The sequence below is a fragment of the Rathayibacter sp. AY1A5 genome (genome assembly GCF_002930875.1).
GTDB lineage: Bacteria > Actinomycetota > Actinomycetes > Actinomycetales > Microbacteriaceae > Rathayibacter.
Map to the genome: position 1 here is coordinate 59,182 of NZ_PSTM01000009.1, position 22,049 is coordinate 81,230.

The window sequence follows — 22,049 nt, forward strand, 5'->3', positions numbered from 1 at the left end:
ACGACGCGACATGACAGGTTCGCCTCCGATCGTCGAGATGAAGAACATCTCGATCAGCTTCCCCGGCGTGAAAGCCCTCGACGGCGTCGACTTCCGCCTGTTCCCGGGCGAGGTCCACACCCTCATGGGTGAGAACGGCGCCGGCAAGTCCACACTCATCAAGGCCCTCACCGGCGTCTACCGCATCGACAGCGGAGACATCGTGATCGACGGGGAGACCCGTCGCCTGACCGGCACCGCCGACTCGCAGGCCGCGGGCATCTCCACCGTGTACCAGGAGGTCAACCTGGTCACGAACCTCTCCATCGGAGAGAACGTGATGCTCGGCTACGAGGTCCGCGGACCCTTCGGCATCAACTGGAAGGCCACACACCAGGCCGCGAAGGTCGCGCTCGAGAAGCTCGGCCTCGGCCACCTCAACACGCGCCAGTCGCTCGCCTCGCTCTCGATCGCGATGCAGCAGCTGGTCGCGATCAGCCGCTCGACGGTGAGCGACTCCAAGGTGCTCATCCTCGACGAGCCGACCTCGAGCCTGGACGCGAACGAGGTCGAGAACCTCTTCGTCGTCATCCGCCGCCTCCGTGCGGAGGGCGTCGCGATCCTCTTCGTCTCGCACTTCCTCGACCAGGTCTACGCGATCAGCGACCGCCTGACGGTGCTGCGCAACGGCACCTTCGTCGGCGAGTACCTGACCCACGAGCTCGACCGCACCTCGCTGATCTCGAAGATGATCGGCAAGGACATCGCGGCGCTGCGCTCCCTCGACTCCGAGCGCGAGAGCCAGGACCACCTCTACCGCGACGCCCCGCTCTACACCGCGAAGGGCATCGGCAAGAAGGGCTCCATCGAGAGCACCGACCTGACGCTGCACCGCGGCGAGGTCGTCGGCTTCGCCGGGCTCCTCGGCTCCGGCCGCACCGAGCTCGCGCGCCTGATCTACGGCGTCGACAAGCCCGACACCGGCGAGATCACGATGCACGGCAAGAAGATCGACGTCCCGACGCCGACCGCCGGCCTCGCCCACAAGATCGCGTTCTCGAGCGAGAACCGCCGCGACGAGGGCATCATCCGCGACCTCTCGGTCCGCGAGAACCTCATCCTCGGCGTGCAGGCCAAGCGCGGCTGGGCCCGCCCCCTCTCCAAGAAGGAGAAGGACGAGATCGTCGGCAAGTACCTCGTCGAGCTCAACGTGCGCCCGGCCGACCCCGACCGCCCGATCAGCAAGCTCTCCGGCGGCAACCAGCAGAAGGTCCTCCTCGGCCGCTGGCTCGCCACCGCCCCCGAGATCCTCATCCTTGACGAGCCGACCCGCGGCATCGACGTCGGAGCGAAGGCCGAGATCCAGGAGAAGGTCGTCGCCCTCGCCGGCGAGGGCGTCGCCGTGGTCTTCATCTCGTCCGAGCTCGACGAGGTCGTCCGCCTCAGCGACCGCATCATCGTCCTGAAGGACCACCGCGTGATCGCGGAGATCCTCAACGGTCCCGCTGTCACTGCGGAGTCGATCGTCACTACCATCGCCGCAGAGGGAGTCGTCGACGAGGACGTCGTCGTCCTCGAGAGCGCCACGCAGGAGGCCGCATCATGAGCAGCGACACCCGACCCGCCCGGGGATCAGTCCTCGGCGGGATCATCCGCCGCCAGTACTTCTGGGGAGTCGTGGCGATCGCCCTGCTCCTCCTCGTCAACGTCGTCAAGGACCCGGGCTACCTGGCCGTCTCGGTCAGCCCCACCACCGGCTACCTCGTCGGCAACGTCATCGACATCGCCCGCGCCGCCGCTCCGATCCTGATGATCGCCGTCGGCATGTGCCTGGTCGTCGCGACCGGGGGCATCGACCTCTCGGTCGGCTCGATCATGGTCGTCGCCGGCGCCGTCTCGATGGAGTTCCTCAACTCCGCGGGAGCGCCCGACTCGCTCGGCGCCGCAGCGGGAGCCTTCGCGGTCGCCCTCCTGGTGGCCGCCGTGCTCGGAGCCGTGAACGGCATCCTCGTCTCGGTGGTGGGCCTCCAGCCCTTCATCAGCACGCTCGTCGTGATGCTCGCGGGCCGCGGCCTGGCGAAGGTCATCACCGGCGGCCAGAACACCGCCGCCACCAACGAGCCCTTCCGCTGGCTCGCGAACGGGTACGTCTTCGGGCTCCCGGTCGTGTTCCTCCTCGCCATCGCCATCGTCGTGGTCGTCGGAGTCCTGGTGCGCCGCAGCGCCCTCGGCCTGATGATCGAGGCCATCGGCATGGACCCGAAGGCGGCCCGCCTCGCGGGCATCAACCGCCGGGGCCTGCTGATGACCGCCTACATCGGCAGCGGCATCCTCGCCGGAGTCGCGGGCGTGTTCGCCACGGCGAGCGTGATGACGGTCGACGTCTCGCGCACCGGCTACCAGCTCGAGCTCGACGCGATCCTCGCGGTCGTCATCGGCGGCACCTCGCTCGCCGGCGGCAAGTTCAACATCACCGGTGCCGCCGTGGGCGCGATCCTGATCGCCACCCTCGACAAGACCGTCGTGTTCCTCGGAGTCTCGTCCTCCGCGACGCCCGCCTTCAAGGCGATCGTCATCGTCGCGCTCTGCCTCCTGCAGTCCGAGCGCGTCCGCTCCGCCTTCAAGTCCCGTCGCGAGGCGCACCGCAGCGTCCCGCAGAAAGAGGCGATCCCCGCATGAGTGCCGTGATGACCCGCTCCGCCCCTCCGGCGAGCACCAAGCGCACCTCCGGGGCGCGCGGCTGGCTGAGCCAGCACCTGGACAAGCTGCCCACCCTGGCCGCGCTGATCATCTTCTTCGGGATGATCGTCTACGGCGAGGCCGCCTACGGCCGGATCCTGCAGGCGAGCACGATCTCGAACCTGCTGGTCAACAACGCGCACCTGATCATCCTCGCCGTGGGCCTCACCTTCGTGATCCTCACCGGCGGCATCGACCTCTCGGTCGGCGCGGTGATCGCGTTCAGCAGCGTGAGCGGCGTGCTCCTGATCAACGCCGGCTGGAACCCCTGGCTCGTGATGGTCCTGATGGTCGTGATCGGCGCCCTGTTCGGCGTGATCTCCGGCGTCCTGATCCAGTACTTCAACGTGCAGCCGTTCATCGCGACGCTCGCGATGATGTTCCTGGCCCGCGGTCTCGCCTCCATGCTGAGCACCGTCCCGGAGCGCCTCCCCGAGGACTCGGCCGTGCTGAGCCTGGCCACGCCGATCAAGCTGATCGACGGCCCCAAGGTCAACGACTTCGTCATCAGCCCCGGCGTGATCATCGCGATCCTCGTCGTGGCCGGCGCGTTCTTCGTGCTCCACCGCACCCGCCTCGGCCGCACGGTCTACGCGATGGGCGGCTCCGAGCAGTCGGCGGCCCTGATGGGCCTCCCGGTCGTGCGGACCAAGCTGTTCATCTACATCATCAGCGGCACGCTCGCCGGTCTCGCCGGTGTGGTCTACACCGCCCGCCTCGGCAGCGCGCAGAACATCACCGGCACCGGCTGGGAGCTCGACGCCATCGCGGCGACCGTCATCGGCGGCACGCTGCTCACCGGCGGCGTCGGGTTCGTGCTCGGCTCGGTGGTCGGCGCCCTGGTGCTCGGACTGATGAACGTCCTGATCACCCGCGACGGCGGCATCCCGCCGGAGGCGACCACGATCATCACCGGAGGCATCCTCCTGGTCTTCGTCCTCCTCCAGCGCGCCGTCATGGCCCGCAGCAAGACCTGACCGGGCTCCCGCCCGATCTCCCCCGGCGCCCCCTCGTCCCTCCGCGGACGAGGGGGCGCCGTCGTGTCCGGGGCGCTCCGCCGGCCTCAGGAGGCGGAGCGGCTGAGCGTCAGCGCGGCCTGCTCGCGGGTGGCGTAGCCGCACTCCTCGGCGAGGCGGGCGAAGTCGGCAGGGCCCCGCCGCCGCAGGCCGATCCGGCGCCGGAGGGTGCCCGCCCGGCGCGTCTCGATCTCCTCCGCCGGCGTGCGGCCGAGGAACGCGAAAGCCTGCGCGAGCATGCGGGGGCAGACGAGCAGCTCCCGGGCGAGCACCGCGGCGGAGAACGCCGGGTCGCGGTGGCGCGCCTCGATCACCGGGATCGCCTCCGCGTAGACCTGGTCGGCGCTCCGGGTCCGGACCCGCGGAGCGCTGTGCTCGACGATCCCCTCCAGCAGCAGTTCGCTCGCCCGCCTCACGCCGGCGGCCCCGAGCACGGCCGGATCGCCCTCGATCAGACTGTTGGCGAGGGCACGGGCAGGCGTCCAGACCGACTCGCGCACCAGCACGACCTCGTTGATCCGCTCGCGGACCCACCGGTGCTCGAGCACGGCGGCGTCGAAGCTCCAGGTGTACGAGAGGGTGGGCCGCCGGTAGTCGATGCGCACCGGGACCCTGGCGTCGAGGAGCAGGACGCTGTTCGGCGTCGCCTCGAGCACGCCCTCGTCGAGGACGACCTCGCCCCCGCCCTCGACGATCAGGGAGATGTGAACGCCCACCGGCCTGTCCGCCCTGTCGACCGACGGCGAGAGGGCGACCCTGATCCCGTTCGGCCCCCACACCCGCGTCAGCGCGAGTCCCGGTCCGTCCGCTGCGTCCATCCGCAGACCGGGAGCGCCCGTCCCGCGCTCGTCCCCTGCGCGAGCGAACGCCTGCATCCGCTCCTCTGCGGCCCCCATCTCCCGCCTCCTCCGCGTCGAACGAACAGAATCCCTCATCTGTCGATCACCGCCGGACGTTCGCACGGATCTCCCAGGCCTCCGCGCCTCGCGCTCGGAATCCGGCCGCACGCCGTCGCCGGACCGGGAGGACGGCCACGGGGACCGTCCCGGTCAGCAGCGCTGGGAGAGCCGCCGCAGCGCGCGGTGAGCGCTCCCCACGGAGGCGAAGCCCGCCTCCTCGGCTGCGCGCGCGAAGTCGGCGATCGCCAGGGACCGCCCGCCGATCAGGAGCAGGAGGGTCCCCGCCCGGCGCCGCTCGAGCTCGTCGTCCGCCGTGCGTCCGAGGAAGGAGAACGCGCGAGCCAGCGTCAGCTCCGACACCAGGAGCTCGCGGGCGAGCCGGGCGGCGGTGAGGGCGGGATCGCGGTGGCGCTCCTCGATGAGGGCCATGGCCTCCCCGTAGACCTCCTCGGCGCGGGGACGTCTGCGCGGCGCGGAGCTCTCGACCAGCTCCTTCAGGAAGGCCTCGCCCGCCCGGGCGACGGCAGGCTGCTCCGCCAGAGCGGGGTCGCCGTCGAGGAGACCGTTCATCAGCGCCCGCGCCGGGGCCAGGAAGCAGCCGGCGACGGGCAGGATCTCGCCGAAGCGCTCCGTGAGCCAGCGCTGCTCCCGCGCCCGCTCGCCGAGCACCCAGGCGTAGATCACGGTCGAGCGGGGGAAGCGCGCCCCGGTCCGCGGCTCCGCGTCGATGACCACCAGATCACCACTGCCGCACTCGAGCGTCCGTCCGTCCTGTCGGATGCGTCCTCCGCCCTCGACGACCAGCAGCAGATGCGCGCCCGGCGGGCAGCGCGACTGCGGCTTCTGCTCGAGAACGCAGCCACCGGGGATCCACAGTCTGGCGATCTCGAAGCCGAGCGAGCCCGTCGCCTCGACCCGCAGTCCAGAACGGGCCTCCACGCCGTTCCAGTGCTCGGCCATCCGCCGGTACATCTCGGCCGATCTCGACCTCATCGGGCGCCCCCTCCTCGCGGGCACGCTGACGCCTCACCACGGGAGTGATTCGCAGCCCGCGCGTGCTCCGTTTGTCACCGGATCGGTCACAGCGGACGGCGACGCTCCCGCTCACCGCGCCGGCGGCGCCCCGGCGGCAGCGTGCGACCGACGGGATCACCGGGTCAGGAGGGCGATCGCGACTCGGAACGGCGCCGGAGCACACCACTCCCTCCTCACGGCGGCGCCACTTCCTCCTCACCTGCCCCCGAGCGCTTGGGCCGACCGACCGCCCGCGGGAAGACTCCCCAGCGGTACGGCGCCCGTCGTACCCGCCGAAGCGGCCGAGCGGACGACGACCGTCCTCCGAGCAGGCCGCCGGCGCGAAGACAGACCGAGGAGCTTCACTGTGACTTCCGACAACTCTCCCGCTGAGCAGGGTCCGCTGAGGCGACGCACCGTCGTCGCCGGCGCCACCTGGTCCCTGCCCGTGATCGCCGCAGCGACGGCCACCCCGGCCGCCGCCGCCTCTGCCACGCAGACCCTCGTGTTCAGCTCCATCCCGACCATGATCGCGTGCATGCCCAACACGGCGCCGATCACGCTGACCCTCACCGGCGGCAACGTCGCGAACGTCCCTGTGCGGGTGAACACCCCGCCCGGCTTCCGCTTCGGAGGGAGCGGGACCGACACCTTCATGACCGACGCGAACGGAGTCGCCACCATCCCGGTCGGCGGCGTCATCGCGGGCCCCTCGACCGGCTCGGCCCTCGCCTTCGGCGGCTCGGCGAAGACGAACGCCCCGTTCCCGGTCCGCCAGACCGGCGACCTGCAGTACAGCACGGGCCTCGCCACTGTTCCCGACAACTCCGGATTCATCCACACCTCCTCGCAGGGTGTGAACGGCAACGTCTCCGTCAAGGCGAACGGCGACATCTGGCAGTACCGGCGGTCGGACGGCTGGCAGAAGCTCGGCACGGGCGCCTCCACGGAGCCCAGCACGTCCGGGCTCACGCAGCAGCCGGACGGAACCTACAACGCGCACTGGATCAAGGACGGAGTCCTCCAGTACGGCAAGGCGCTCGCGACCGTTCCGAACAACTCCGGATTCGTCCGCACCTACGGTCAGGGCGCGGACGGGAACGTCTCCGTCAAGGCGAACGGCGACATCTGGCGTTACAACCGCCAGGCCGACGAGTGGACCCTTCTGGGCACCGGCGCCAGCACCGAGCCGAGCGCGGCCGGCATCTCCGCGAACCCGGCCGGGACCCTGAACGTCCACTGGATCAAGAACGGAGTCCTGCAGTACGGCACCGCAGCGGCCACGGTGCCGACCAACTCCGGATTCGTCCGCGTCTACGGCCTCGGCACCCGCGGCACGATCGCCGTGAAGTCGAACGGCGACATCTGGCGGTACACCCCGCAGGGCAACGTGTGGGACCTCGTCGGCACCGGAGCCAGCACCGAGCCGAGCGCCGCCGGACTGACCCAGCGGCCGGGCGGGACGTTCGAGATCCACTGGATCAAGGACGGGGTCCTGCAGTACGGCACCCGGCTCGCGACCGTTCCGGAGAACTCCGGGTTCGTCCGCACCTACGGTCAGGGAGCGGATGGGAACGTCTCCGTGAAGGCGAACGGCGACATCTGGTACTACAGCACGGCGCAGAACACGTGGACCAAGATCGGCTCCGGTGCCAGCACCGGCCCCGATGCGGCCGGGATCACCGCCCAGGGAGACGGCGCGTTGAACCCCCACTGGATCAAGGCGAGAACCGACTGCCGCTGATCCGCGCCCGGCGGCCCTCTCCGCCCGCGTCCTGCCGGACCGCGGGCGAGGAGGGCCGCCTCCGCCCTCCCGCCGAGGACGGGCGCCTCGTCCGAGGAGGAACGCGCCACCCCGTCTCGGCGCCCCTCCCCCGGCCTAACGTGGTCACCGCCCGCGCACCCCGTCCCCGCTGCGAAGGAGCCCGGTGACCGCTTCCGAGCAGCCGGCCGCCCCGCGCGGTCTCGTCGAGACGCTGCAGCTGAGCGGTCCCCGCGTGGAGGCGTGGCTGAGGAGCCTCGGCTGGGCGAGCGACGGAGCTCCGCCCCTGCACCTCGCCGGGGACGTGCTCGCCGTCGACGGCTTCCGGCTGAGCCGCCTCTGGCACACACCCGGCACGCTCCGGACCGACCCGCCCCTCCCCGCCCCCGACCGGGCCGAGGTCGACCTCATCGTCCCGGTCGCCGGCGAGATCGTCGTCGACGGCCCTCTCGAGGCCGCTCGTCTGCGGCCCGGCGGGCTCGCCCTCCTCCGACGCGACGACTCCGCTCGGTTCCGGGCGGAGGAGGACTCCGCCTGGCTGGCGCTGAGGACGTCGTGGGGCAGGCTCGGCCTCACGAGCGCACAGTCCGACGGGCCGTCCTGCACCCTGCTCGCCGCCGACAGCTACAGCGGCGCCTTCGTCTCCCTCGTCAACGCGACCCTCAACGCGGACCTCGCGGCGGGCGATCCCGGCTTCAGCGAGCTGCGCCGGGCGCTCGAGGCGACCGCGTCGGCCCTGATCAAGCAGAGCCTGCCGCCCGCCCGTCCGGAGGACGGACTCGAGGGCGTCCTCCTCCGCGCGATCGCCGTCATCGATGCGGAGGCGGGTGACGCGGACTTCACCGCCGGCGTTCTCGCGATGCGGCTCCGCGTCTCGCGGGCGACGCTGGACCGCGCCTTCCACCGCCGGGGCACGACCGTGGCCGCGACCCTCCGCGAGCGGCGCGTGCACCTCGCCGCGTCGCTGCTCGCCGCGAGCCCGTCGCTCTCGCCCTCGGCTCGCGCGGCCGTGGCCGAGCGGGCCGGCTTCCGGACGCTGAGGGCGATGGACCGCGCGCTGAGCCGTTCGCGAGACGTCGACCGCGGCTGATCCGACCGGACATCGGCGTACGCGTCGCTCCAGGATGCACCCGGGATTCGTCGAACCGGTTCGCCTCTCCTCTGGAGTGTCGGGAAATGATCCGGTTAGGCTCTTCACGTTGTCGTCAACATAGTGTTACCGTGAACATTGCCGCGTACGAAGCCGGCACACTCCCTCCCCTCAGCAATGGTGCCGACCCTGGAGCAAAGCGCGATGAAGCCTTTCCTGCGACCACTCGTCCTCGTGACGGCCGTGGCCCTCACCGTCCCCCTTCTGACGGCCCAGTCGGCGAGCGCAGCTCCCTCCGACAGCCTCGTCCTGCGCTACGCGCTCGACGAGACGAGCGGCACGACCGTCGCCGACAGCTCGGGCAAGGGCCGCACCGGCACGCTCGTCAACGGAGCCGCTCCTCGCGGAGCCGCGGGCGTCGCCCTCGACGGGACCGACGACTACGTCAAGCTGCCCGACGACCTGCTCGCGGGCCTGAACTCGATCACGGTCAGCACCGAGGTCCTGGTGAACGCGAACCAGGGCACGCCCTACTTCATCTGGGGCCTCGGCAACACGACGAACGGCGCCGGGAACGGCTACCTCTACACGACGGGCAACGGCTACAAGGCCTCGATCGCCACCGGCAACTGGACCACCGAGCAGACCGTCAACTCCAACGCGAACCTCGCGCGCAGCGTCTGGAAGACCCTCACCTACACGCTCGACGACGCGAGCGACACCGCACGCCTCTACCTCGACGGCACCCAGGTCGCGCAGCAGACAGGAGTGACCATCACTCCCGCCGCGATCGGCAACGGCACCACCACCGCGAACGCGATCGGCCGCTCCGTCTACACGGCGGACAAGACCCTCGCCGGCTCGGTCCGCGACTTCCGCGTCTACAGCACGGCGCTCAGCGCGGCCGACGTCGCGACCCTCCAGGCCCCGGACAGCACGCGCGTCTCCCGCGACTCCGCCGCCCTGGACCTCGGGAGCCTCTCCTCGGTCTCCGCGAACCTCACCCTCCCGACGACCGGCCCCAACGGCTCCGCCATCGCCTGGGCCTCGAGCAACTCCGCGGTCGTCTCGACCAGCGGAGTCGTCACGCCGCCCGCGACCGGGGTCGCCTCGGTCGAGCTGACCGCCACGACCACCCGCGGCTCGGCCACGGCCACCCGCACCTTCACCGCCACCGTGCCCGCCAAGGACGTGAACGCCGACGCCCAGAAGGCGCTGGACGCCCTCTCGATCGTCAACTCCGGCGACGTCCGCGGCAATGTGACGCTGCCCGCGAAGGCCGGCTCCTACGACGTCGCCTGGGCCTCCTCGAACTCGGCCGTGCTCAGCACGACCGGCGTCGTGAAGCGCCGGTCCGCCGCCACGCCCGTCACACTCACCGCGACGATCGCCGGCACGACCGCGACCCGGCAGCTGCCCGTCACGGTGACCGCGGCTCCCGCGGACCTCGACACCGAGTACGACGCGGGCTACCTCTGGACCCACTTCGCCTCGACCGACTACGAGAAGATCTACTTCGGCTCCAGCACCGACGGCCTGCACTGGTCGAAGCTCAACAACGACAAGGCCGTGCTCGCCAACCTCGGCGGCACCCTCGGCGTCCGCGACCCGCACCTCGTGCGCTCCCCCACCGGCGACGAGTACTGGATCATCGGCACCGACCTGCACGCCGAGGGCACCGCTCCCGGCGGCACCTGGGACCAGACCAACGCGAGCAAGAACCTCGTCGTCTGGCGCTCGACGGATCTCGTGAACTGGAGCGATCAGAGCATCGTCTTCGCCGGCTTCCCCGACGCGGGCAACGTCTGGGCTCCTGAGGCGATCTGGGACGACGCGACCGGCCAGTACTACGTCTACTGGGCCGCCCGCGACAAGACGCTGACCGGCGGGGCCTCCGCCCAGCGCGTCTACGTCTCGACCACGCGCGACTTCGTCGGCTTCTCCACCCCGAAGGTCTGGCTGGACGAGAACCCCGCCGCCGGCGGCGGGAGCCGCGGCAGCATCATCGACACGACCATCGCGAAGGAGGGGGACACGTACTACCGCTTCTCCACCGCCGACTGGCGCACGGTCGTCGACAAGGCCCCGAGCCTCGCTGGCCCGTGGACCCGCGTGATCGGCTTCGGCGAGGAGAAGTCCCGCGGCCTCTCCGACCACCTCGAGGGCCTCACCGTCTACCAGCTGCCCGACGGCCGCTGGGTCGTCATGGGCGACTCGTTCGGCTACTCCGCCTACGTCACCGACACCCTCGCGGACATGCGGTTCACGGCCCTGCCCGTCGGCACCACCGGCGCGAACACGTACTCGTTCTCGAAGCCCTTCCGCCACGGCTCGGTGCTCCGCCTCTCGAGCGCCGAGGAGGCGCGCCTGACGGCCGCCTACGGCACCAGCAGCACCGGCCCCGCCGCGAAGCCGATCAACGCGGCGGGCGAGATCCTCCGCTACACCTTCGACGGCGGCTCGGGCACCACGGTGCGCGACAGCTCGGGCAACAACCAGAACGGCACGCTCCCCTCGGGCGGCACCTGGAAGGACGGCGCCCTGCAGCTCGACGGCACCGACGACTACGTCAAGCTGCCGAACGACCTGCTCGCCGGAGTGACGGACCTCACCATCCAGTCCGACGTCTGGATCGACCCCGCGCAGGGCGGCGCCTACTTCCTCTACGGCCTGGGCAACACCACGAACGGCGCCGGCGACGGCTACCTCTTCACCTCGGGCAACAACTACCGCACCAGCATCGCGACCGGGAACTACACCACCGAGCAGACCGTCGCCGGCGGCTCGGCCCTCCCCCGCGGCACCTGGGCGCACCTGACGTACACGCTCTCCGGCACCACCGGCACGATCTACCTCGACGGAGTGAAGGTCGCCAGCGGCACCGTCACGACCGACCCGAAGGACATCGGCGGCGGCTCCACCTCGGCGAACTACATCGGGCGCTCGAACTACGACGCCGACAACCGCTTCCGCGGCCAGATCCGCGAGTTCTCGGTCTACAACCGGGCCCTCAGCGCCTCCGAGGTGCTCGCCGCCTCCGGCAACACGTCGGCCCTGGTCGACCTGTCGCTCAGCGGCGACGTCCTGAAGACGGCCCCGATCGTCGACTCGGCGAGCAGGACGGTCACCTTCCCGGTGAAGCCGGGGACCGACCTGACGAAGCTCACCCCGACCTTCTCCACCGCGGCCGGCGTCACGGCGAGCCCCGCCTCCGGCACCGTCCGCGACCTCTCCACCCCGCAGACGGTCGTGCTCACGCCCGCCGCCGGCGGCACCGCGACCACCTGGACCCTGAAGGCCGTCGTCATGAAGTCCCCGGTCCTCGCGGGCCTGAACGCCGACCCGAACATCGCGGTCTTCGGCGACACCTACTACCTGTACGCGACCTCGGACGGCTTCGCCGGCTGGGGCGGCAAGACCTTCTACGCCTGGTCCTCGAAGAACCTCATCGACTGGACCCGCTCGGAGCAGCCCTTCCTGACGCTCGACGGCGCGAACGGCAACGTGCCGTGGGCGACCGGCAACGCCTGGGCGCCGACGATCATCGAGAAGAACGGGAAGTACTACTTCTACTTCTCCGGCGAGAACTCCTCGCTGAACCGCAAGACGATCGGAGTCGCCGTCTCGGACAGCCCGATGGGCCCGTTCACGGCGCAGCCGACCGCGATGATCACCAACGGCGAGTCCGTGCGGTCCGGCCAGGCGATCGACCCCGCCGCGTTCACCGACCCGAAGACCGGCAAGAGCTACCTCTTCTGGGGCAACGGCGACCCGCTCTACGGGGAGCTGTCCGACGACATGCTCTCGATCAAGACCGGCACGATCAAGAAGATCAGCGGTCTGACCGACTTCCGCGAGGGTGCGTTCCTGAACTACCGCGACGGTCTGTACCACCTCACCTACTCGATCGACGACACCGGCTCGGAGAACTACAAGGTCGGCTACGCCACCTCGACGAGCGTCGACGGACCGTGGACCTACCGCGGCGTGGTCCTCGAGAAGGACACCTCGCAGGGCATCCTCGCCACGGGCCACAACTCGATCGTCAACGTGCCCGGCACGGACGACTGGTACATCGCCTACCACCGCTTCGCCATCCCCGGCGGAGACGGCCAGCACCGCGAGACGACGATCGACCGGGTGACCTTCGACAAGACGACCGGGCTCATGCAGAAGGTCGTCCCGACCCTCACCAGCGTCGCCGCGCAGACGATCGTCGACACCGCGCCGCTCGCAGCCTCGATCACGGGGAAGGCGACGGTGGGCAGCACGCTGACCGCCTCCGCCTCCTCCCCGTGGACGGCGACCGGCTTCCAGTGGAAGCGCGGTGGGACCGCGATCAGCGGGGCGACGGCGTCGAGCTACACGCTCACCGCCGCCGACCGCGGAGCGACGATCTCGGTGGCCGTGACCGCCGCGAAGCCGCAGTGGACGCCGGCGACGGCCTCCGCCTCCGTCGGTCCCGTGACCGACTCGGCACCCGCGATCGCCGTGACCACGACCTCCACGACGCGCTGCGCCGCCGGGAAGATCGTCGTCACCGCGACCGCCACGAACCCGAACGCCTTCGCCGCGAAGATCGTGATCGGCACGACGTGGGGCTCCAAGAGCTTCGCCGACGTCGCTCCCGGCGCCACCGTCTCGGCCGCCTTCACCACCCGGGCGACGAGTGTGACCGACGGATCCGCGACCGCCACGGCGACCGCGTTCATCAGCGGGAAGCCGGCCACGGCCTCCGCGACCGCCCCCTACTCCGCGGCCAGCTGCAGCTGATCCGCGGGCACGACCCACACCCATTGAGATCGAGCCGGCGACGACGCCGGCCGGAGAACGGAGAACACCCGACATGAACACCCGATCCCTTCTGATCCGCGGAGCCGCTGGACTGGCCGGAGGCGTCCTCCTGCTCGGAGTCGCCGGAACGGCGTTCGCCGCCGAGGTCAACTACGGCAACGATGACGTCGACATCAACGTCGAGATCGCCGACCTCCCCGGTAACGGTGCCCTCTCGATGACCGTCGCCGCGGACTCGACGACGCTGACCGAGACCGGCTCGGACAACGTCCGCCGCCAGTTCACCGGCACCCTGCCCACCGTCACGGTCACCGACACCCGTGACGCCGCGGACGTCTCCCCCGACTCCGCGTGGTACGTCATCGGCACGGCGAGCGACTTCACGTCGGCCGACGGATCGACCATCGGCGCCGAGAACCTCGGCTGGACCCCGGACCTGGTCGACGGTGGAGACCTCGGCGAGGTCGCCGCGGGCGATGAGGTCGGCACCGCCATCGACGGCGGCGCCAACGGCGTCGGCCTGAAGGGCAAGGAGCTGCTCGCGATCGTCGCCAGCAACTCCCAGCAGGTCAACCCCGAGGGCTCCTGGAGCGCCGACGCCGACCTCTTCCTCCGCACCCCCGTGAACGTGGACGCCGGCGCGTACTCGTCCACCATCACCCTGTCGCTCTTCGAGTGACCCGTCGCGGCCGGGGGACGCACTCCCTCGGCCGCGATCCCACCACGGCCGACGCGGCCGGGCCCGCCCGCCCGGCCGCGTCGTGCTTCCCCCGTGCGACCATGAGGTTCTGATGACTGCTCCGCGCCGCTCCGCCGCTCCCCGCCGCCCGCTCCTCCCCGCGCTGCTCGCGCTGATCGTCGCCCTCCTCGGCGCGGGAGTCGCTCCGGCGGCCGTCGCGGCCGACGGAGCGATCACCTGGGCGGTCAGCCCCTCCACCGACGGCGTCCCCGACAAGCGCGCGTGGGTCGAGCTCGAGCTCGCCCCCGGCGCGAGCGCCTCGGACGAGGCGGTCGTGCGGAACCTCAGCGACCAGCCCGTGACCTTCAGCATCACCAGCGCCGACGGCTACTTCACCGACACCGGCCGCTTCAACATGCTCAACTCGGACCAGGAGTCGGTCGACGCCGGGCTGTGGATCTCCGCCCCCGAGACCGTGACCGTCGATCCGGGCAGCAGCGGCGTGGTGCCGTTCACCGTGACGGTCCCCGACAACGCCACCCCTGGCGACCACGCCGCCGGCATCGCCGCCTCCGTGCTCTCGCAGGGCACCGAGGCGGGAGGCGCGAACGTCGGAGTGGAGAGCCGCATCGGCTTCCGCGTGATGACCCGCGTGACCGGCGAGGTGACCCCCTCCTTCTCCGTCGAGGACCTGGCCAGCGACTACCGCCTCTCCTGGAACCCGTTCCAGCCCGGCTCCCTCTCGCTCGTCGCCGACGTGGTGAACACTGGCAACGTGCGCCTGCTGCTCGACGGCACGGCGAGCGCCCAGGGCGCCACCGCCCCCGTCGTCGCGGCCGACGCGCCCCAGCAGGAGCTGCTGCCCGGCGACCGGCGCAGCGTCTCGGTGCAGCTCGACGGCATCTGGCCCCTCTTCGGGGTCGGCGCCGACCTGACCATCGCACCGACCGTCGCCGCCGCCGATCAGGAGCCGGTCGCCACCGCTCCCGTGACGGAGTCGATCACGGTCGCCGCCGTGCCGGTCCCGCAGCTGCTCGTGATCCTCGGGGTCGCCCTCATCCTCGCGGCGCTGCTCGCCGGGCGCTCGCGCTCGCGCCGCCGCATCGCCGCCCTGGTGCAGCAGGCCAAGGAGGAGGGCCTGCGCGAGGGCGCGCGCGTCTCCTCCTGAGCACCCCCTCCGCACGCTCCCTCCCCCCTCCCTGCCGCCGAGGGGCCCCGGGCCGTCGAGGGGACCCGCTACACCGGGTTCCCCCGACGGTCCAGGGTTCGCTCACCGCGCGGCCATGCGTCAGAGTAAGCGGATGACCACCACCTCCCTGGAGGCGCCGACTAAGCGTCTCGGCCTCATCGCGCTCATCGCGACCCTCGGCGGCCTCCTCTTCGGCTACGACACCGGCGTCATCAACGGCGCCCTGGAGCCAATGTCGACCGAGCTGGGCCTCACCGCGCTGACCGAGGGGGTCGTCACCAGCTCGCTCCTCTTCGCCGCCGCGATCGGCGCGATCTCGGGCGGACGCCTCGCCGACGCCCTCGGGAGGCGGACCACGATCCGCCTGCTCGCCGTGCTCTTCCTCGTCGGCGCCCTGGTCTGCGTGGTGGCGCCGGGCTTCGGCGCGATGGTCCTCGGGCGGGCGGTCCTCGGACTGGCCGTCGGCGGCGCCTCGGTGGTCGTGCCGATCTACCTCTCCGAGATCTCCCCCTCCGAGATCCGCGGCTCGCTCGCCGGCCGCAACGAGCTGATGATCGTGATCGGCCAGCTCGCCGCCTTCGTGGCCAACGCCGTCATCGGCACCGTCTGGGGCGAGCTGCCCGGCGTCTGGCGGATCATGCTCGCCGTCGCCGCGCTCCCCGCCGCCGCGCTCCTGCTCGGCATGACCCGGGTCCCGGAGTCGCCGCGCTGGCTGATCGCGCACGGCCGCCGCGACGAGGCGCTCGACGTGCTCACGACCATCCGGACGCCCGACCGGGCCCATGCGGAGGCGGAGACCATCGCCCGCTCGATCGGCGCGAAGGACGGCCCGAGGATCCCCCTGCTGCAGGCGCTGCGCGAGCGCTGGGCGGTGCGCATCCTGCTGGTCGGCATCGGGATCGGAGTCGCCCAGCAGCTCACCGGCATCAACTCGATCATGTACTACGGCCAGTCGGTGCTGAAGGAGGCGGGCTTCGACCACGACGGCGCGCTCGTCGCCAACATCGCACCCGGGGCGATCGCCGTGATCGGCGGCCTGATCGGGCTGCGGCTCATGCAGACGATGAACCGCCGCACGACCCTCCTGCTCGGCTACTCCCTGACCACCGCGATGCACTTCCTGATCGGCATCGCCTCCGTCGCGCTCCCCGTGGGGAACCCGGCGCGGCCGTACGTGATCCTGGTGCTGGTCGTCGCGTTCGTGGGGAGCATGCAGACGTTCCTCAACATCGTCACCTGGGTGATGCTGTCCGAGATCTTCCCGCTGCGGATCCGCGGCGTCGGCGTCGGCATCGCGATCTTCTGCCACTGGATCACGAACGCGGTGCTCGGCCTGTTCTTCCCCACCCTCGTCTCCGGCGTCGGCATCACCGGAACGTTCTTCCTGTTCGGCGCCGTCGGCCTGCTCGCGCTCGTCTTCATCTGGAAGCGCGTGCCCGAGACCCGCGGCCGCGCCCTCGAGGAGGTCGAGGCGGGCGTCGTCTCCGGCGAGCTCTTGCGCCGCTGACGCCCGCCCTCGGGATCCGCCTACTGGTAGGTGACGAGGTCGGGGAGGGGGCGGACCTCGGCCATGGTCTCGGCGGGGGTGAGCATGGGCGCGTCCTCGTCGTAGAAGTTCTTCCAGCCCCAGCCGATGCCCTCGGGGGCGCCCTCGTGCAGCGCGTCCCAGGTCGCCTGCTTGTCGGGCTGCGAGCCCTGGCCGTCGACGTGGATGAGGAACTCCAGCTCGGGCCGGTCGCGGCGGATGCTGTCGCGGTCCTGCAGCATCGACAGCCGGAACTGGTGCAGCACGAACATCTTCGGCGGCAGCCCCTCGCTCTGCACCAGGTCGGCCAGCCACTCCGACACGCTGTCGACCTCGGCGGCCGAGACGCGCCCGATCTGCTGCAGCGGCTTCTGGCCGGGCAGCAGGCGCCACTCCGGGTCGAGCGCGAGGCCGACGTTGGGCAGCGACAGGAGGTCCGCGTACTGCTTCGCCTGGGTGAGGAAGTCGGTCAGCCCCGACTGCAGGTCGAGCACCACGTACATCCCCGCCGCCTGCGCCGCGTCGATGTAGGGGCGGATGTCGGCGGCGTCGAGCTCGTTGGAGTAGTCGCCGTCCTTGCCGGGGTCGCCCGCCGCGACCGTGGTGATGATCTCGAGGCTCGGCACGACCTGCTTGTCGGTGAGCGCCCGGTACGGCTCGGCCACCGCCTCCGCCCGCGCGATCGTGGGCTCGAGGCCCTGCTCCCCCAGCACACCGAGGACGGGAGCGCCCGGAGTGCCGTAGATCGCGACGAAGAGGTGCCCGCCGAACATCCGCTGGCCGCCGCCCGGCAGCTGCCAGCCGCTCGCGGCCGCGCGCACGGCCCACTCGGGCTCGGGCTGGGCGGCGAGCACGGGGCCGAGCAGCAGCGTGCAGGAGGCGTCGGCCTCGGCGATCGCGGTCACGGCTCCGCCCGAGGCGAGCAGGTCGTCGCCGTCGACCACGGTGACGGGCACGCCGGCCGCGCGGGCGGTCGCCAGTGCGGCGACGTCGGCGTCCTGCGCGCGGGCGAGAGCGTGCAGGCCGGTCAGGGCGTCGGCCCGGGCCGGGAGGGCGCCGAACGGAGCGTCGGAGGCGGTGGACGGCGCGGCGGCGGCGAGGTCGGCGAGCGCCAGGTCGGTCACGGTCACGCCGGACGCGCTGCTGAGGGCGGCCGCGTCGGAGGCGGAGGCGACGACGTCGACGCCCTCGGGCGCGGTGACGTCGCCGATCGCGAGCACGCGGGTCACGCCGAGGCGGGCGAACTCGGCGGCGAGGGCGTCGGAGGTCGGAGCGGCGGAGGACGGAGCGGCGGACGGGGTGGCGGATCCGGGCGCGGAGTCGGACGGGCCCCCCGGATCGGACGGCGTGTCGGAAGCCGTGGATCCCGCGGCCGCGGCGTCCGCGGTCGGGGCGGCCGTCGCTCCGGATCCCGCCGAGCCGACCAGCAGCGGCACGCCCCAGGCGATGCTCACCTGGGCGGCGCGCAGGCGGGACTCGGCGACGTCCTCGACCAGGACGACCAGCGGAGCCGCGGCGAAGAGGGCCGCACTCGCGGCGAGCGCGTCCGGGGCGAGCGCCACCGGCCCGCTCGGAGCCGCGGTGCGGGTGCGGGGCGCCTCCTGCTGAGCGTCGTCCGGAGCGGAGGAGTCGGGCGTGCAGGCGCTGAGCAGCGGGAGCACCGCGAGACCGCCGATCACGACGCTGCGGCGCGAGAGCCCGGAGCGAGAGGGGACGGAACGGGGTGTCGAGGGCATGGCAGGCCTCTCCTCTCGGAGCCCGATCGGGGCTCTCTGGTGCGTGGCTGGTCCTCTCGACTATCGCAGGCCCGGCGGCGGTGAGCGCCGAGGGGGCCGTCCCGGGCGCGCCTCCGAGGCCGTCCGGACAGGCAGAAGGGGAGCGGCGCCGCAACACCGCTCCCCTTCGAGAGGCTGGATCAGACCGTGCGGGGAGCCTTCGCGAGGTTGGCCTCGAGCTCCTCGCGGTTCTGCCGCACCACGTAGGCGGGGCGGTCGCGCTCGACGCGCCACGACTCGCTCAGCGGCGTGATCGCGACGGTGTCGAAGCCGATCCGGTCGTAGAGGTCGGTCACGAAGTGGATCGCCTCGGGGTAGTCGCTCGACGTCGCGAGAGCGCGGCGGTCGGGCGTGCCGGCCGGGGTGCCGTCGGTGGTGATGTCGGCGGCCATGATGTGGTTGAACGCCTTGACGACCTTCGACTCCGGGAGGTGCTGCTGGAGCATCTCGCTGGTCGTGGTCTCGCCCTTGTCGAGCGCCTCGATGCGGCCGTCGCGCTCGAAGTAGTAGTTGTTCGTGTCGAGGACGATCTTGCCGGCGAGCGGGGCGACCGGCACCTCCTCGAGGTTCTTCAGCGGCACCGTCACCACGGCGATCTCGGCGGCCTCGGCCGCCTCCTGTGCCGTGGCGGCGCGGGCCTTCGGGCCGAGCTCCGCGATGAGGTCGGCGAGGGTCTCGGGGCCGCGCGAGTTCGCGATGACCACCTCGTCCCCGAGGGCGATGACCGCCCGTGCGACCTGGCTGCCGATGTTGCCTGCTCCGATGATTCCGTACGTCGTCATGCTGAGGAGAACGCGGAGGATGCCCAGGCATTCCGCTCTGCGGCGTTCTCCCACGCCGCACCCAGGTGGGCCCGTGCCTCCAGTAGCCTCGATCCTCGGGCGCCGCTGCCCGAGAAGGAGTCCGTGATGCCGCAGTACGACCTCCCGCTCGACCTCCTCGAGCAGTACGCCCCCGAGATCGCCGAGCCCGCCGGGTTCGCCGAGTTCTGGCGCGACACGATCGCCGAGGCGAGGGCCGTCGCGACCGAGCCGCGCCTCGAGCGGGTCGACGCCGGCTTCGGACTGCTCGACACCTTCGACGTCACCTACTCCGGCTTCGGCGGCCACCCGATCCGCGCGTGGCTGATCCTCCCCCGCGGCGTCGAGGGCCCCCTCCCCGGGCTCGTGACCTTCATCGGCTACGGAGGCGGCCGCGGGCAGCTCGCGGAGTGGACCGCGATGTCGGCCGCCGGCTACGCGCACCTGGTCATGGACACCCGCGGCCAGGGGTCCGGGCACCGCTCCGGAGCGACGCCCGACCCGGTGGGCAGCGGGCCGCACGTCTCCGGCTTCATGACGCAGGGCATCGAGTCGCCCGCGGAGCACTTCTACCGCCGCGTCTTCACCGACGCCGTCCGCGCGCTCGACGTGCTGCGCGCGCACCCCGCGGTCGACGCCTCCCGCGTGGCCGTCTCGGGCGGCAGCCAGGGAGGCGGGATCGCTCTCGCCGTCACCGGGATCCTGGGCCTGCTCGGCGAGTCGGAGTCGGCGCGCGCCGCGATCGTCGACGTGCCGTTCCTCTCCCACATCCCGCACGCCGTCCGGCTGGTCGACACGATGCCGTACGGCGAGATCGTGCAGTACCTGCACACCCACCGCGGCGCCGAGGCGCGCGTGTTCGACACCCTCTCGTACTTCGACGGCACCTCCTTCGCCCCCTACGCGCAGTCCCCCGCGCTGTTCTCAGTCGCGCTCCGCGACGACATCTGCCCGCCGTCCACCGTCTACGCCTCCTACAACCGCTATGCCGGACCCCGCGAGATCCGCGTCTACCCCTTCAACGGCCACGAGGGCGGCGAGGCGTTCCAGATCGGCGAGCACGTGCGCTTCCTGGGGCGCGAGCTGGCGTAGGAGGAGGAGCCGCCCGGTTGGCGGACGGGGGCGGTGCGCCCCGGCGCATCACCCGTTCCGACTCTCGATCGTCGCGCTGCCGATGCGGTCCTCGAGGTCGGCCAGCTCGTCGAGGACGTCGCCGACCACCCAGACCTGCCGGGCGCCTTGACGGGCGTCGCATTGTGACGCCGTGCGTCGCGCTCGGTACCCGTTCGCTGCTCTTCTGGGCACTATCGACTCCATGACCCGCCAGATCCGCTTCAACGCCTTCGACATGAACTGCGTCGCCCATCAGTCCTCGGGCATGTGGCGCCACCCCCAGGACCAGTCCTGGCGCTACAAGGACCTCTCGTACTGGACCGACCTGGCGAAGCTGCTCGAGCGCGGCACGTTCGACGGCATCTTCATCGCCGACGTGCTCGGCACCTACGACGTCTACGGCGGCTCGAACGAGGCGGCGATCCGCCACGGCGCGCAGGTCCCCGTCAACGACCCGATCCTCCTCGTCTCGGCGATGGCCGCCGCGACCGAGCACCTCGGCTTCGGCATCACCGCGGGCACCGCCTACGAGCACCCGTACCCGTTCGCGCGGCGCATGTCGACGCTCGACCACCTGACGAAAGGCCGCGTGGGCTGGAACGTCGTCACCGGCTACCTCCCCAGCGCCGCCCGCAACATGGGCCACGAGGACCAGCTCGAGCACGACGACCGCTACGACGTCGCCGACGAGTACCTCGAGGTGCTCTACAAGCTGTGGGAGGGGTCGTGGGAGGACGACGCGGTCGTCCGCGACCGCGAGTCCGGCGTGTTCACCGACCCGGCGAAGGTGCACGAGATCGGGCACCGCGGCAAGAACTTCACCGTCCCCGGCATCCACCTCTCGGAGCCGTCGGTGCAGCGGACCCCCGTCATCTACCAGGCGGGAGCGTCACCGCGCGGCATCCGCTTCGCGGCGGGCAACGCGGAGGCGATCTTCGTCGCGTCCTCGACGAAGGCCGGCCTGAAGGCGACCGTCTCGCGCATCCGCGACGCCCTCGAGGCGGCCGGCCGCGACCGCTACTCCGCGAAGATCTACACGCTGCTGACGATCATCACCGCCGAGACCAGCGAGGCCGCGCACGAGAAGCACCGCGACTACCTCTCCTACGGGAGCGAGGAGGGGGCGCTGGTCTTCATGTCGGGCTGGATGGGCATCGACCTGTCGCAGTACGACCTCGACGAGCCGATCGGCAACGTGAAGAGCAACGCGATCCAGTCGGCCGTCGCCAACTTCCAGGAGGCGAACGAGGACGGCTCGGAGTGGAAGGTCCGCGACATCGCCAAGCTCAGCGTGATCGGCGGGCTCGGCCCGTTCGTCGTCGGCTCGCCCGCGGAGGTCGCCGACCACCTGCAGGAGTGGGTCGAGGAGACCGACGTGGACGGGTTCAACCTCGCCTACGCGATCACGCCCGGCACCTTCGAGGACGTGGTGGAGTTCATCGTGCCGGAGCTGCGCCGCCGCGGCGCGTACCCGGAGGAGTACGTCGAGGGCAGCCTCCGCCAGAAGCTGCACGGCCGCGGCGACCGGCTGCCGGAGGAGCACCTCGGCGCCGGCTTCCGCTACGCGCCGGCGGCGGTCTGACGACAGGGGGCGCCGGGCGGCCGGTGGGGGCGGGGGTCTCCATAGGCCGCTCCGCGGCCGCGCCGGACGCACGAGCACCCCGCCGCGATGCGC

At 71.6% G+C, this 22,049-nt stretch carries 16 protein-coding genes; 11 read left to right on the forward strand and 5 right to left on the reverse strand.

From position 1 onward, the window contains the following. Nucleotides 1-10: 10 nt before the first annotated feature. The 3 genes from C5B98_RS08260 to C5B98_RS08270 are packed head-to-tail and all read left to right on the forward strand — an operon-like array spanning nt 11 to nt 3,695. Nucleotides 11-1,585 carry a sugar ABC transporter ATP-binding protein gene (locus tag C5B98_RS08260; protein ID WP_104222393.1) on the forward strand — a complete coding sequence of 525 codons (1,575 nt, stop codon included), beginning with the start codon at nt 11-13 and terminating at the stop codon, nt 1,583-1,585. Next, nucleotides 1,582-2,658 carry an ABC transporter permease gene (locus C5B98_RS08265; protein WP_104222392.1) on the forward strand — a complete coding sequence of 359 codons (1,077 nt, stop codon included), beginning with the start codon at nt 1,582-1,584 and terminating at the stop codon, nt 2,656-2,658. The genes C5B98_RS08260 and C5B98_RS08265 overlap by 4 nt, the downstream gene beginning before the upstream one ends. Continuing rightward, the gene (locus C5B98_RS08270) at nt 2,655-3,695 is read left to right on the forward strand and encodes a sugar ABC transporter permease (RefSeq protein WP_104222391.1); all 1,041 of its coding nucleotides are present in this window, start codon (nt 2,655-2,657) and stop codon (nt 3,693-3,695) included. The genes C5B98_RS08265 and C5B98_RS08270 overlap by 4 nt, the downstream gene beginning before the upstream one ends. Nucleotides 3,696-3,781: 86 nt before the next feature. On the opposite strand, the gene C5B98_RS08275 is transcribed toward C5B98_RS08270, so the two are convergent. Then, complete coding sequence (locus tag C5B98_RS08275; protein ID WP_104222390.1) at nt 3,782-4,630, reverse strand: hypothetical protein; 849 nt, start codon at nt 4,628-4,630, stop codon at nt 3,782-3,784. Between the two features lie 153 nt (nt 4,631-4,783). Continuing rightward, nucleotides 4,784-5,626: an AraC family transcriptional regulator gene (locus C5B98_RS08280; RefSeq protein WP_104222389.1), complete on the reverse strand. Its 843-nt coding sequence runs from the start codon at nt 5,624-5,626 to the stop codon at nt 4,784-4,786. A gap of 388 nt (nt 5,627-6,014) precedes the next feature. Between C5B98_RS08280 and C5B98_RS08285 the strand changes: the two genes are divergently transcribed. The 6 genes from C5B98_RS08285 (at nt 6,015) to C5B98_RS08310 (ending at nt 16,668) form a co-directional block, all read left to right on the forward strand. Next, the gene (locus C5B98_RS08285) at nt 6,015-7,391 is read left to right on the forward strand and encodes a hypothetical protein (protein ID WP_104222388.1); all 1,377 of its coding nucleotides are present in this window, start codon (nt 6,015-6,017) and stop codon (nt 7,389-7,391) included. Nucleotides 7,392-7,575: 184 nt separating this feature from the next. After that, nucleotides 7,576-8,499 (forward strand): helix-turn-helix domain-containing protein, encoded by a 924-nt coding sequence (locus C5B98_RS08290; protein ID WP_104222387.1) that lies wholly within the window; start codon nt 7,576-7,578, stop codon nt 8,497-8,499. A 204-nt stretch (nt 8,500-8,703) separates the two neighbouring features. Next, nucleotides 8,704-13,272 carry a family 43 glycosylhydrolase gene (locus C5B98_RS08295; RefSeq protein WP_181065494.1) on the forward strand — a complete coding sequence of 1,523 codons (4,569 nt, stop codon included), beginning with the start codon at nt 8,704-8,706 and terminating at the stop codon, nt 13,270-13,272. A gap of 73 nt (nt 13,273-13,345) precedes the next feature. Beyond that, complete coding sequence (locus tag C5B98_RS08300; protein WP_104222385.1) at nt 13,346-13,972, forward strand: hypothetical protein; 627 nt, start codon at nt 13,346-13,348, stop codon at nt 13,970-13,972. A gap of 112 nt (nt 13,973-14,084) precedes the next feature. Continuing rightward, nucleotides 14,085-15,140, forward strand: coding sequence for a WxL protein peptidoglycan domain-containing protein (locus tag C5B98_RS08305; RefSeq protein ID WP_104222384.1), 1,056 nt, complete (start codon nt 14,085-14,087; stop codon nt 15,138-15,140). A 133-nt stretch (nt 15,141-15,273) separates the two neighbouring features. Then, nucleotides 15,274-16,668: a sugar porter family MFS transporter gene (locus C5B98_RS08310; protein WP_258062148.1), complete on the forward strand. Its 1,395-nt coding sequence runs from the start codon at nt 15,274-15,276 to the stop codon at nt 16,666-16,668. 20 nt (nt 16,669-16,688) lie between these two features. Here C5B98_RS08310 and C5B98_RS08315 read toward each other — a convergent pair whose 3' ends face one another. Both C5B98_RS08315 and C5B98_RS08320 read right to left on the reverse strand, forming a co-directional pair. Next, nucleotides 16,689-18,422, reverse strand: coding sequence for a hypothetical protein (locus tag C5B98_RS08315; RefSeq protein WP_104327618.1), 1,734 nt, complete (start codon nt 18,420-18,422; stop codon nt 16,689-16,691). A gap of 179 nt (nt 18,423-18,601) precedes the next feature. Next, nucleotides 18,602-19,243: an NADPH-dependent F420 reductase gene (locus tag C5B98_RS08320; protein WP_104227021.1), complete on the reverse strand. Its 642-nt coding sequence runs from the start codon at nt 19,241-19,243 to the stop codon at nt 18,602-18,604. A 126-nt stretch (nt 19,244-19,369) separates the two neighbouring features. Between C5B98_RS08320 and C5B98_RS08325 the strand changes: the two genes are divergently transcribed. Continuing rightward, a complete protein-coding gene (locus C5B98_RS08325) occupies nt 19,370-20,353 on the forward strand; it encodes an acetylxylan esterase (RefSeq protein WP_104222380.1) in 984 nt (327 codons plus the stop codon). A 48-nt stretch (nt 20,354-20,401) separates the two neighbouring features. Here C5B98_RS08325 and C5B98_RS16915 read toward each other — a convergent pair whose 3' ends face one another. Beyond that, nucleotides 20,402-20,566 carry a hypothetical protein gene (locus tag C5B98_RS16915; RefSeq protein WP_181065495.1) on the reverse strand — a complete coding sequence of 55 codons (165 nt, stop codon included), beginning with the start codon at nt 20,564-20,566 and terminating at the stop codon, nt 20,402-20,404. 10 nt (nt 20,567-20,576) lie between these two features. On the opposite strand from C5B98_RS16915, the gene C5B98_RS08330 reads away from it, so the two are divergent. Then, nucleotides 20,577-21,956: an LLM class flavin-dependent oxidoreductase gene (locus C5B98_RS08330; protein ID WP_104247810.1), complete on the forward strand. Its 1,380-nt coding sequence runs from the start codon at nt 20,577-20,579 to the stop codon at nt 21,954-21,956. The last annotated feature ends 93 nt before the right edge of the window (nt 21,957-22,049 follow it).